The 13,153-nt window shown below is 67.5% G+C and carries 9 protein-coding genes; 2 read left to right on the top strand and 7 right to left on the bottom strand.

Annotated features, from left to right (window positions below; translation table 11 throughout):
- Nucleotides 1-66: 66 nt before the first annotated feature.
- Nucleotides 67-1,050 carry a M20/M25/M40 family metallo-hydrolase gene (locus ACW17W_RS09445; protein ID WP_492076615.1) on the bottom strand — a complete coding sequence of 328 codons (984 nt, stop codon included), beginning with the start codon at nt 1,048-1,050 and terminating at the stop codon, nt 67-69.
- A gap of 111 nt (nt 1,051-1,161) precedes the next feature.
- Here ACW17W_RS09445 and ligA point away from each other — a divergent pair, with 111 nt between their 5' ends.
- Nucleotides 1,162-3,489, top strand: coding sequence for an NAD-dependent DNA ligase LigA (ligA, locus tag ACW17W_RS09450; protein WP_492076616.1), 2,328 nt, complete (start codon nt 1,162-1,164; stop codon nt 3,487-3,489).
- 240 nt (nt 3,490-3,729) lie between these two features.
- Complete coding sequence (locus ACW17W_RS09455; RefSeq protein WP_492076617.1) at nt 3,730-6,492, top strand: TonB-dependent receptor; 2,763 nt, start codon at nt 3,730-3,732, stop codon at nt 6,490-6,492.
- A 63-nt stretch (nt 6,493-6,555) separates the two neighbouring features.
- On the opposite strand, the gene ACW17W_RS09460 is transcribed toward ACW17W_RS09455, so the two are convergent.
- From ACW17W_RS09460 to ACW17W_RS09485, 6 genes are all read right to left on the bottom strand, one after another.
- Entirely contained in the window at nt 6,556-7,545 is a 990-nt protein-coding gene (locus ACW17W_RS09460) for an aldo/keto reductase (protein WP_492076618.1), read from the bottom strand.
- Nucleotides 7,546-7,605: 60 nt separating this feature from the next.
- Entirely contained in the window at nt 7,606-8,007 is a 402-nt protein-coding gene (locus tag ACW17W_RS09465; RefSeq protein WP_492076619.1) for a type II toxin-antitoxin system VapC family toxin, read from the bottom strand.
- Nucleotides 8,004-8,267 (bottom strand): type II toxin-antitoxin system VapB family antitoxin, encoded by a 264-nt coding sequence (locus tag ACW17W_RS09470; RefSeq protein ID WP_492076620.1) that lies wholly within the window; start codon nt 8,265-8,267, stop codon nt 8,004-8,006. Before ACW17W_RS09470 ends, ACW17W_RS09465 begins: the two co-directional genes overlap by 4 nt.
- Before the next feature lie 34 nt (nt 8,268-8,301).
- Entirely contained in the window at nt 8,302-10,131 is a 1,830-nt protein-coding gene (locus tag ACW17W_RS09475; RefSeq protein ID WP_492076621.1) for an aminopeptidase P family protein, read from the bottom strand.
- Between the two features lie 77 nt (nt 10,132-10,208).
- Nucleotides 10,209-12,110 (bottom strand): acetyl/propionyl/methylcrotonyl-CoA carboxylase subunit alpha, encoded by a 1,902-nt coding sequence (locus tag ACW17W_RS09480; protein ID WP_492076622.1) that lies wholly within the window; start codon nt 12,108-12,110, stop codon nt 10,209-10,211.
- 135 nt (nt 12,111-12,245) lie between these two features.
- Complete coding sequence (locus ACW17W_RS09485; RefSeq protein ID WP_492076623.1) at nt 12,246-13,145, bottom strand: enoyl-CoA hydratase-related protein; 900 nt, start codon at nt 13,143-13,145, stop codon at nt 12,246-12,248.
- Nucleotides 13,146-13,153 lie beyond the last annotated feature (8 nt).

Genomic DNA, 13,153 nt, shown 5'->3' on the forward strand with positions numbered 1-13,153 from the left:
CCTGGCCCCCCGGCTCCCTTGCAATGGGAGCGTGTTATGGAACCTTCAGTGTGCGCCCTTTTTCAGTCAGTGGTCCAGCCCCTGGTCCAGACGCCGGAACGCCGCTATGGCCAGTTCGGTCGCACTGGCGAACACCGTCGGCGTGATCCGCTCGAAATCGTCTGACGGCCGATGATAGTCGGGATGATAGTCGACCCCGAAATACAGGAACGGCAGCCCGGCGCGGTGGAAGGCGCCATGGTCCGAGGCGCTGACCCAGTTGTCCGCCCCGGTGTCCATCGGCGTGTCCTTGCCAAAGGCCAGCGACACCGGGCCGACGGCCGGCAGGGTTTCGATCAGGGGCCTCAGGAACGGGTGCTGGTATGTGCCGGTGACCCACAGCCTGCCGTCGACCTCCGCCCGGGCGGTCATGTCGTAGTTGATGTTCAGGGCGATGGACGACAGCGGCACCGGCGGCGCCTCGACGAAATGCTTCGCCCCGATCAGTCCCCGCTCCTCCCCGTCGAAGGCGACGAAGATGACGCTGTGTTCGGGCGGATCGGCTTTCAGCCGTGTGGCCAGCTCCAGCATCGTGGCCACGCCCGAGGCGTTGTCGTCAGCGCCGTTGTAGATATGGCCCTCGCTGATCCCGACGTGATCATAATGGGCGCTGACCACGATATAGCGGTCGCCGACCCGCGTCCCGGGAACCAGGCCCAGTATATTGGTGCCGTTGAACCGCTTCGGCCCTTCCCGCGTCCGGCCCTCAACGGAAAAGGGCTGGAGCCGGCCCATAGGCGGGGCCTCGATTCCGATCGCCTCCAGCCGCCCCAGGATATAGGCCCGCGCCCGCTCGCCCCCCGGCGCGCCTGTGTCGCGCCCCTCCATGTCATCGGCCGACAGGATGCGCACATCCTCCAGCAGCTGCGCCGGAACCGCGATCTCAGCGGGAACAGGGGCCGCGACGACGACCGGCGCCGCCTCCCGCGTGTCCCACGGCAGGGTCCCGCACCCGGCCAGCAGGGTCAGGGCAGCCAGTCCGGGCAGGACGGCGAGGTTCGGGCGGCGCATGCGGACTCCTGCAACTTTCAGCATGGAATAGCGGGACGCGCGGCCGCCGTCAGCCTAAGTTCTGGTCATCGGCCTCGGAGCCGAATCCGATCCCGAGCGCGCCACGACCCGATGACCCATACCGATCCCGACCTCCTGACCGAAGAGTCCGCGCGAGAGGAACTGGCGCGCCTGGCGTCCGAGATGGCGCGGCACGACGCCCTCTACTACGCCGAGGCCGAGCCGGAGATCACCGACGCCGACTATGATGCGCTCAAGGCCCGCAACGCCGCCCTGGAGGCGCACTATCCCCATCTGGTCCGGCCGGATTCGCCATCGCACCGTATCGGCGCGCCGGTCTCGACCCAGTTCGCCGAGGTCCGCCATGGCGTGCCCATGCTGTCGCTCGACAACGCCTTCGACGAGGCGGACGTGCGCGACTTCGTCGCCCGGGTGGCCCGGTTCCTGAACCTGTCTCCTGACGCCCCCATAGCCTACGTCGCCGAACCCAAGATCGACGGCCTCTCGGCCTCCCTGCTCTACGTCGACGGCGTGCTTCAGGTCGGGGCCACACGCGGCGACGGGCGCACCGGCGAGGACGTCACCGCCAATCTGAAAACCCTCGGCGACGCCGACATCCCCCTGACGCTTCACGGCGCCGGCTGGCCGGCCCGGGTCGAGGTGCGCGGCGAGGTCTATGCCCCCAACGAGGGGTTCGCCGCCTTCAACGCTGCGGCCGGGGCCGAGGGCCGCCGCACCTATGCCAATCCCCGCAACTTCGCCGCCGGCTCCCTGCGCCAGAAAAACCCGGAGATCACGGCGAAACGTCCGCTGAACTTCTTCGCCTACGCCTGGGGCGAGCCGGTCGAGGGGTTCAGCGAGACCCAGTACGGGGCGCTGGAAAAGCTGGCCGAATGGGGCTTTCGCACCAACCCCTGGTCCGAACGGGTCGAGGGCGCCGAGGGTCTGATCGATGTCTATCGCCGGCTGGAGGCCGACCGGGCCGGGCTGGGCTACGACATCGACGGCGTGGTCTACAAGGTCGACCGGCTGGACTGGCAGGCCCGCCTCGGCTTCGTCGCCCGCAGCCCCCGCTGGGCCATCGCCCACAAATTCCCGGCACAGCAGGCGACCACGGTGCTGGAGGGCATCGATATCCAGGTGGGCCGGACCGGCTCCCTGACGCCCGTGGCCCGCCTGACGCCCGTCACCGTCGGCGGCGTGGTGGTCAGGAACGCCACCCTGCACAATGAGGACGAGATCGCCCGCAAGGATGTCCGCATCGGCGACACCGTGGTGCTGCAACGCGCCGGCGACGTCATCCCCCAGATCGTTTCTGTGGTCGCCGGGCGCCGCCCGGCCCATGCAGCCCCCTACCTCTTCCCGACACACTGCCCGGTCTGCGGGTCAGAGGCGGTGCGTGACGAGGGCGAGGTGCGCCGGCGCTGCACCGGCGGTCTGATCTGCAACGCCCAGATCGTCGAACGCCTCAAACACTTCGTCGGCCGCCGGGCCTTTGACATCGAGGGCCTGGGCGAGAAGCAACTGGTCGCCTTCCATGAACGCGGCTGGATCCGCGAACCGGCCGACATCTTCCGGCTGGCTCGGGATGACGAAAAACTGGCCGCACTGCGCGACGAGGATGGCTATGGCGAGACCAGCGTTCGCAACCTGGTCACGGGCATCGACGCCCGCCGCACCATCGGGCTGGAGCGACTGATCTTCGCCCTGGGCATCAGGGAGATCGGCGAACAGACCTCCCTGCTGCTGGCGCGGGAGTTCGGCAGCTGGGCCGAGTTTCACGCCGCCGGGATCGAGGCGGCGGCGGGTATCCCCTCACCCGACTGGACCCGGCTGGCGCAGGCGCCCGCCGTTTCACCCCGGGTCCTGGCGACCCTCGCTGCGGCCGTTGTCGCGGACGCCGATCCCTGGCCCGAGGCGCCTCTGGACCAGAAGATCGCCCTCGCCTTCCCCGGTCTCGCCGCCCCGGCCCGCCGGGGCCTCGCCGACCTCGCGCCCGACTGGAGCGGCCTCCGTCGTCTCGTCGCCATCGCGCGTGACGAGGGGCCGTCCGAGACCCTTGGGCGGATCGCAGGCGTCGGCGGCGTCGGACCCGTGGCCGCACGCGCCATCGCGGAGTTCTTCCATGAGGACCACAACAAGGCCGTGGTCGACGCGCTGATCGCCGGGCTGGATCAGGTCGTCGACGCCGAACGCCCGCAGACGGACAGCCCGGTTGCCGGCAAGACTGTCGTCTTCACCGGCAGCCTCGAACGCTTCACCCGCGACGAGGCCAGGGCCCGCGCTGAAAGCCTCGGCGCCAGGGTCTCCGGATCGGTATCGAAAAAGACCGACTATGTCGTCGCCGGCCCGGGCGCCGGGTCCAAACTGGCCGAGGCGCAGAAGCATGGCGTGGCAGTCCTGACCGAGGACGACTGGCTGACGCTCATCGGCGGCTGAACCGGCCGCTGGCCGCGCCTGCGACCGTCGTTTGACGGCCCACGCCGGATCCCGGCGCCAAGCTGTGCCATATCGGCCGCGTATGCCGGCCAATATCTGCGCGCGGGCTTTTTGACGGGGTGGAAACGGTCATTTCACACCCCCTTCAACATCTCATCACAAGCCGGACATGCCGCCCGCCTAACGCCCCGCCCGACGGTCCGGCTCGGACCGATCCCATCAGGAATTTCGGGGCTTACCATGACATCGACCACAGCCGCCCGCGCGAGGCTCGCGCGGGTTCTCCTTTGTGCAACCTCCGGTCTGGCGTTGGCCAGCCTGGCCTTTGCGGCCCAGGCCCAGCAGCAGACGGACACCGCCACCGTCGATGACGTCGTGGTTACCGGCCAGCGCGTCGTCGAGCCGATCGTCGAGGAACGACTGACGGTCGGGGTGATCGACATCGTCTCCACCGGCGACATCGCCCTGAACAGCCAGACCAATATCGCCGACCTGGCGCGCCGCCTGCCTGGCGTCTCGGTCAGCTTTGACATGGGTCGCAACCAGACCGCCACCGGCGAGGCCCAATACGCCACCATCCGTGGCTTCGACACCGCCTATAACGCCTACACCCTGGACGGCCTGCGTCTGCCGCAGACCTCGGGCGGCCGCTCCATCTCGCTGAACCTGTTCTCGCCCTTCGCTGTCGCCGGCATCAATCTGGACAAGACTCCGGGCGCGGCCAAGGACGCCGACGCCATCGCCGGCATTGTGGACCTGAAGACCCCCAGCGCTTTCGACTTCAGCGACTCCCTGGTCCGCGTCCGCACGCTCGGCCAGTTCGCCGAACTGGCCCATGAGCGCGATCAGGATGCCCTGGGCGGCGCCGTCGGAGCCGATTTCGCCCATCGCTTCGGCAGCCAGAACCAGTTCGGCTTCTATGGCGCCGCCTACTACGAGCAACGCGACAGCGCGGCCGAGTCGGTCGCCGTCCAGAGCGCCTATGTCACCAGCCGCGCCAATGTCGGCACCCAGCGCGAAAACGGCAACGCCCTGTCGGGCGTGGGTCTGCAGTGGAACTTCTTCAGATCACGGGTAGAGCGGTATGGTGCGACGACCGCCCTGGACTATCGCACGGCGCCGATGGATCTGTTCGCGCGCATCAACTACGCCGTCTATAACAACACCAACGACATGGACCAGTCAGGTCTGCGCAATGAGCTGACCAACTCGATCGTCGGCGTCACGCCGGTCGTGGCGCAGCGAAGCCCGAACCCGAACGGCGGCGCCTACAACGCAGCCGGCGACTACACGCCCTATGGCATCAACCCGGCGAACTACTTCCGCACCGAAGACGTTGAACAGGAGCTGTTCTCGGCCCAGGTCGGCGGCAAGTTCCGCCTTGGAGCCCTGACCGCCGCCCTGGAAGCGGCCTATGCCGACGGTCGGTTCGATGCGCCCAGCCGTATCGAGGCGGCGTGGCGAACGATTTCCTACATCGGAACTCCGGGCAACACCGGCGTGGCCGCCGAGGGTCTTCGACTCGACCTGTCAGACCCGCGCTCCCCGCAACCAATCATGTCATCCGGCGCTGCCGCCTATTATCGCGACCTGGGCGCACAGACCCAGCGCTACATCGTCGAAGGCTATGAGTTCCTGTCGGAAGACAAGGCGACGGTGAAGGGAGATTTGACCTGGACCGGCTCTGGTCTTCTTAGCAGTGCGGCTGTGGGCGGCCTGTATGAGGACTCGAACCGTGACGGCCGTCGTCTGAGCGGTGATGACCGTGGCTTCAACTTCCGTACGCCGACCCAGGGAGGAAACCTTCACAATGGCGCCGTGGTGGTCGGTCCGGCCTATGCCCAGGTTCCGGGCACGCCTCTGAACCAGTTCATGGGCGCCTCGATCGCCCGTCCGATGATCATCGTCGACCGCGGCTTCATCAAGGCCCAGATCGCCCAGTATGTCGCCCCGCAGAAGCCTTCGGCGGCAGCGGTCGCGCGCAATCTGACGCAGGGTGAGGAAAGCCGGGCTGCGGCCTATGCGACCGCGACCCTGACCTTCGGCAATCTGGAGATCATCCCCGGCCTGCGCTACGAGCAGAATACGTTCAAGGCCCAGTTCTATCTCGAAGATGCAGATGGCTCGCGGTTCGTTTCCTCCGACCGTGACTATGACCACCTGGACCCGACGCTTCTGGCCGTCTGGCGGCCCAACGACTCCGTCGTCGTGCGTGGCGCGGCGCGGTCGAGCTACAGCAGGCCGTCCTTCGACCAACTGGCCGGACCGACCAGCATCACCCGCGCCGACGGCAACTCCGGTGCGATCATCGCCATCTCGCAACCCAATCCGGATCTCGCCCCGGTCGAGTCGTGGAACTACGATCTCGGCCTGGAATACTATGGCAAGGATGGCGTCGTCTTCCAGGCGGCGATCTACTACAAGACGCTCGAGAACCTGCTGGTCACCAGCACCCGGACCACGCAGACGATTGACGGGATCGCCTACACCCGGCCGGAAAACGGCCTGTCCGGCAATGCAACCGGAATTGAGCTCTCCGGGCGCTACAATCTCGCATCCATTCTGGACGGCGGCTGGCTTTCGGGCTTCGGCGTCGGCGGCAACATCACCCTGCAGCAGACCGAGGCCGACTATCGCGTCGGGTCCGCCACCCGCACCGGCGCCCTGCCGCTGGCCCCGGAGCTGATCTACAACGCCGAGCTGTTCTATGAGTGGGGCGGTCTGCGCGCCAATCTCTGGTACAACTTCACCGACAAACGTCTGGCGGGCATCCAGAACACCCAGCCGGACGTCTTCATCCAGCCGCTGAGCCAGCTCAACCTCGGCGTCGCCTATCAGGTCACGCCCATGATCGAAGCCGGGATGTCGGTGCGGAATCTGCTCGATGCGGAGACCTATTGGACCACAATCGGCGAGTCCAAGACCTACATCTCCAACGACCGGAACGGCGGCTATCTCGAGACCGGACGCGTGTTCCAGGTCAGTCTGACGGCCACCTTCTGATCCCCTGCCCCTGCACCTCCCCGTCGCGACTCCGGTCGCGACGGGGAGACTGTGTGATGCGGCCTACCGGTTCAACGCGCTCCGCGCCGCCTCGGCATAGCGGTGCCCGACCGCCGCGTTCTTCGGGAACACCGCCTCGATGGCCGCAAGATCTTCCGGCGTCAGCACGATGTCGGCGGCCGCTGCATTCTGCTCCAGGGTGGCGATGCGCCGGGTCCCCGGGATCGGAACCAGATCCTCGCCCTGGGCCAGGACCCAGGCCAGGGCCAGTTGGGCGGCGGTGACGCCCCTGTCGGCCGCGATCGCCTTGACGGCCTCGACCAGATCGAGGTTTTTCTGGAAGTTCTCGCCCATGAACCGGGGGTTGCTGCGGCGGAAATCGCCCGGCTCCAGATCGTCGATCGATTTGATGTCGCCCGACAGGAAGCCCCGGCCCAGGGGGCTGTAGGGCACAAAGCCGATGCCCAGTTCGCGCACCGTGGCGAAGATTCCGTCCTCCGGCTCGCGGCTCCACAGCGAATATTCGGTCTGCAGGGCCGTAATGGGATGGGTCGCATGGGCCCGGCGGATGGTCTCCGGCCCCGCTTCCGAGAGGCCGAGGAAGCGGACCTTGCCCTCGGTGACCAGTTCGGCCATCGCCCCGACCGTCTCCTCGATCGGCGTGTTCGCATCGACCCGGTGCAGATAGTACAGGTCGACGTGATCCATGTTCAGCCGCTTCAGACTGCCCTCGATGGCCCGGCGCACATTGGCGGGCGAGCCGTCCACCGTCAGGGCCGTCCGGTCGGCGTTGTAGCCGATGCCGAACTTGGTGGCGACGAAGGCCTTGTCGCGCCGGTCGGCCAGGGCCTTGCCGACCTGGATCTCGTTTGTGTGCGGCCCGTACATCTCGGCCGTGTCGAAGAAGGTAACGCCCAGATCGAGCGCCCGGTGGATCACCGCCGCCGCCTGTCCCTCGTCCGAGGCCTGGCCATAGAAGGCCGCCATTCCCATACAGCCCAGACCGATGGCCGAGACTTCGGGTCCGTTCGGACCGAGTGTGCGCGTCTTCATGAGGCAGACTCCTTTGGTGATGCATGCCTCAGTTCGGCGCCCGGAGCAGGCAACGCAAGGTCAGATTGCGGAAACGATGTCGGTCCTGCCGAAATCATCCCCCTTGAACAGCAGCGGCTCTCCCGATTCCTCCGCCAAGGCGTAGGAAAAGCAGTCGCCAAAGTTCAGTCGCGCCGGGTGATTGCCCTTGCCGAATCGCGCATAGGCCCGACGGGCCGCCGTAGCGTGGGTGGTCGATACATCGACCGGCTGGATGCGAAACTGCACGATCAGCCTGTCGACATTGCGCGACAGTCTGTCGTCCTTCAGCCGGTCTATCACCATGCCGAACTCGAAGGCGCTGGCCGTCGCGATGCGGATCGGCCTTCCCTCCGTCGCGGCCCGGATCAGGGCGTCGAGATAGACTTCGTAGCCCGGTTCGCGCTTCAGGACCGCCACCAGCGACGAAGGATCGACGATCACGCGGGCAGACCCGTCTGGGGATCGTAGAGGAAGGCCGTGGAATCCTCTTCGTCGAGAAACCACTGCGGCAGGTCCGCATGAATCTCATCCAGCAAGGCCATGGCGGCGGCCTTGTCGAACGGTCTGGCCGCATTCGCCTCGCGCGCCTTCGTCAACCGGTCCTCGAGCGCGTGAATGACGGCGTCCGTCAGGCTTTCGCCCGTTTCGGAGGCGACGGCCAGAGCCAGTTCATGCGCCTTTGGGTTCTTGATGTTCAGCATGGTAGAATGGCTTCTACCACGCCGCGCGACGCCCTCAAAGCGGCGCGCAGACCTCGGTCAGCCAGGCCAGGGCCGCCGCATCCGCCTGCACCCCCTCGGCCAGCAAGGGTCCGACCTTCGCCAGGGTCTCCGCGTGATAGGCGTCGACATAGGCCCGCTCGGCCCCGGTCAGCATCGACACGTCAATCAGCCGCCAGTCGATGGGGGCGAAGGTCAGTTGCTCGAAACCGTGCATCGGCCGCTCGCCGCCCGGGATCGGCTCGGGGGCCGTCACCACCTGAAGCGTCTCGATGCGGATGCCCCACGATCCTTCGCGGTAATAGCCGGGTTCGTTGGACAGGATCATGCCGGTCAGCAGGGGCTGGCTGTTGAACGCCCTGGCGATCCGCTGCGGTCCTTCGTGGACGCCCAGATAGGAACCCACGCCGTGGCCGGTGCCGTGGTCATAGTCGAAGCCGGCCGCCCACATCGGCGCACGGGCGATGGCGTCCAGCTGGTGCCCCGTCGTCCCGGCCGGGAAGCGGATCGTCGCCATGGCGATATGGGCCTTCAGCACCAGGGTGAATTTGTGCTTCTGGTCGGCCGAGGGCTCGCCCACGGCCATGGTGCGGGTCACATCGGTGGTGCCGTCCAGATACTGGCCGCCGCCGTCCACCAGCAGCAGGGAGCCGCGCTCCATCTTCCGGATCTTGGCGCCGACGGGCTTGTAGTGCGGCAGGGCGCCGTTCGGCCCGGCCCCGGCGATGGTGTCGAACGACAGGTCCTTCAGCATGCCGGTCTCCTCACGGAAGCCCTCCAGCTTCGTCACCACGGCGCGTTCGTCCGGCAGCTGCTCCTGCGCCTCCGTCGCCACCCAGTGCAGGAAGCGGCTCAGGGCCGCCGCGTCGCGGATATGGGCCTGACGGCTGCCCTCGATCTCGACCGCATTCTTGGCCGCACGCGGCAGGGTGCAGGGATCCATCCCGCGCACCACGGTCGCCCCCGCCGCCTCCAGCCGGTCGAACACCCAGGCCGAGGACAGGCCCGGATCGAGCAGAACAGCCTTGCCCGACAGTTCGTCCAGCGCGGCCTCCAGCGCGTCCGGCGTCTCCAGCGTCACCGTATCGCCCAGCCAGCCGGGCAGTTCATTGGTCACCTTGGCCGGATCAAGGAACAGGCTCGCCGAACCATCTGCGGCCACGATGGCCTGTCCCAGCGGCAAGGGGGTGCGGATCACATCGCCGCCGCGAATGTTGAACAGCCAGGCCAGCGACGCCGGCGCCGTCAGAACCGCCGCCTCGGCCCCGGCGGCGGCCACCGCGGCGCCGATGCGGACCCGCTTGGCCCCGGCCGTCTCACCCGTGTAGCGTTCCTCGTGCGGCGCGACCGGCGCCTGCGGCTGTGCCGGACGCGCGTCGCCCCAGGCCAGATCCAGCGGATTGGGAGAGACGGGCTTCAGCGTGGCCCCGGCCTTCTCCGCCGCACGCCGCAGCACCGCCAGAGCATCCGGGCTGTGCAGACGCGGGTCATAGCCGATCACCGCCCCCTTCGGCGCCCGCTCCAGATACGCCGGCACCCCGCCCTCGACGAAATCGAGAATCTCGAACTGCGCTGGATCGACCTGGGCCCGGACCTGCACCGTATAGCGTCCGTCGGCGAACACCGCCGCCCGGTCCATCAGCACCACGGCCGCCCCGGCCGACCCGGTGAAGCCCGACACCCAGGCCAGCCGCTCATTGGCCTCGGGAAGATATTCGTTCTGGTATTCGTCCTCATGCGGCACCAGCAGGCCATCCAGCCCCTGCGCCTTCAACTGCGCCCGCACGAGGGGCAGATGTTTGGCCCCGAAGGACGGATCGGTGGTTTCGTCAAAGGTCTGCCGCATGAGGTTTGGATAGGCCGCAGCGCGGCGGGGCTCAAGAGGGCGAATACCTCTCCCTCTCCCAAGGGGAGAGGGGCGACCTATTCTGGGTTCGCCCGGACCACGGCCAGCACCGCATCCGCCCCGACCTGATCGCCCACCGCCGCATTGACCTCGGCCGCCACTCCGTCGAAGGGTGCGGTCAAGGCATGCTCCATCTTCATCGCCTCCAGCACGATCACCGGCTGGCCCTTGGTCACGGCCTCTCCAACCTTCGCCGGCGTCGCGACGATCTTGCCGGGCATGGGGGCGCGGAGGGCGCCGTCAGAGGCCGAAGCGCCGCCGGAAGCGCCTCGCGGCGCCAAGGCGGAGACATGAAACGGCCTTCCGTTCTCGAAATACACCGTGGCGCCGTGTTCAGGCTCCAAATGATCGTAGTGGGCGGCGAGGGATTCATCGATCTCGATCGCTGTGCGGACACCATCGACAAAAACGGTCTGGTGGAGGGCGCGACTGCAGTTAAGCCTAAAACCCGCAGCCTCGTTCCAGGCGTCCCAAGGTGCAAACGGATCGCGTCCAACCGCCCCATCCTTGAACCGGATCACGCGAGCCGCGCCCTGAAGTCCGATGTCCGACAATGGCGCCGCCGCGAGACTGTCCTCCTCCGCCCCGATGAACCCCGTATCCACATCTCCCGCCACAAAACGGGGATGCTCCAGACACCGCTTCAGGAATCCCGCATTGGTCTTCACCGGCCAGACCTCGACCTCGCCGCAGGCGTCCGCCAGACGCGTGGCCGCGGCCTCCCGCGACGTCTCATGCACGATCAGCTTGGCGATCATCGGGTCGTAGAACTGGCTGACCTCCCCGCCCTGCTCCACCCCGGTATCGACCCGGATGTCGTCAGGAAGCACGAAATGCTCCAGCCGTCCGATACTGGGCAGAAACCCGTTCGCCGGGTCCTCGGCATACAGCCGCGCCTCCATGGCCCAGCCGTTCAATGGAATATCTGACTGTTTCAGGGGCGTGGGCTCGCCCGCCGCCGCCCGGAACTGCCATTCGACCAGATCGACGCCGGTGATCGCCTCGGTCACCGGATGCTCGACCTGCAGCCGGGTGTTCATCTCCATGAACCAGATCCGGTCCGCGCGCAGGCCCTCCGACGCATCGGCGATGAACTCGATGGTCCCGGCCCCGATATAGTCCACGGCCCTGGCCGCCCGCACTGCCGCATCCGTGATCGCCGCCCGCGTGGCCGCATCCATGCCGGGCGCGGGGGCCTCCTCGATCACCTTCTGGTGGCGGCGTTGCAACGAACAGTCGCGCTCGTTCAGATGGACGACCGTCCCATGGCTGTCGCCGAAGACCTGAACCTCGATATGGCGCGGGCTCAGGATGTATTTCTCGATCAGCACCCGGTCATCGCCAAAGCTGGACGCCGCCTCGCGCCGGCACGACCCCAGGGCATCGAGGAACGCCTCCGGCTCATCGACCCGCCGCATCCCCTTGCCGCCGCCGCCGGCCACGGCCTTGATCAGCACCGGATAGCCGATGGCGTCGGCCTCGGACTTCAGCCGCCCGGGCGACTGGTCCGCGCCCATGTATCCGGGCGTGACGGGCACCCCCGCCTCGACCATCAACTGTTTGGCCGCGTCCTTCAGCCCCATGGCGCGGATCGAGGCCGCAGGCGCGCCGACCCAGATCAGACCCGCCGCCTGAACCGCCTCGGCGAACTCGGCGTTTTCACTCAGGAAGCCATAGCCGGGATGGATGGCCTCGGCGCCCGTCGCCCTGGCCGCCGCCAGCACCTTGTCCTGCACCAGATAGCTCTCGCGCGCCGGCGCCGGCCCGATCAGCACCGCCTCATCGGCTTCGCGCACGAACAGGGCGTCCGCATCGGCCTCGGAATAGACGGCGATGGTGCGGATGCCCATGCGACGGGCGGTCCGGAACACGCGACAGGCGATCTCGCCACGGTTGGCGACAAGGACGGATTTGAACATCGACACTCCCCTTCCGTCACCCTCGGGCTTGACCCGAGGGCCGGAGGATCCGCCGCTCGTGCGACTGGACCAACGCACAGACTGCACTTCCCCCTGATCCTCGGGTCAAGCCCGAGGATGACGGAGTCATCTTTTCTACTCCGCCCATTTCGCCGGGCGTTTGTCGAGGAAGGCGCGGACGCCCTCCTGCCCTTCCGCGGAGACGCGGGCGCGGGCGATGCGTCTGGCGGTCTCCTCCATCACCCCGTGGTCGAGGGTCTTGCCGGCCAGGTCATGGACCAGACGTTTCGCCTCGCCCATGGCGCCCGGCGCATTGGCGGTCAGGCTGTCGGTCAGCATGGAGATGAACTCGTCCATCGACCCCTCGGGCAGAACCATGTCGATCAGCCCGGCATGGGCCGCATAGTCGGCGTCGAAGATGTTGGCGGTCAGAAACAGCTGGCGCGCACGGCGGGCGCCCACGGCCTCGATGACATAGGGGGCGATGGTCGCGGGGATCAGGCCCAGCTTCACCTCGGAGAAGGCGAACCGCGCCCCCTCGACCGCCACCGCCATGTCGCAGGCGGCGACCATGCCGGCGCCGCCGCCCATGGCCGAACCCTCGACCAGGGCCACGGTCAGGGCGGGAATGTCGTGCAGGGCCTTCAGCATCTTCGCCAGCCCCATGGCGTCGTTACGATTGTCGCTCTCGGACCAGCCGACCGCATCGCTCATCCAGCCCAGGTCGGCCCCGGCGCAGAAGGCACCGCCCGCCCCGCGCAGGAAGACCAGCCGCACGTGATCGGCCCCGTGCAGGGTCTCGAACGCCTCATACAGGGCGGCGACGGTGGCGGCGTCAAAGGCATTCTTCTTCGCCGGACGATTGAGGGTGATGAACACCACCCCGTCCGCCGTGGAATCGATCTGCACCAGATCGTCGTCCGCATCCGGCGCCGGGTCGGCCAGCAGGGGATTGGCGATGGCGTTGATCTCCGCCGCCTCGGCGTCGGTGATGTCCAGAGCGTTCAGCTCGGCTTCGGTGGGTTCGTCAGTCATCGTGCAAC

The organism is Brevundimonas sp. FV1ye29L, from assembly GCF_058681095.1.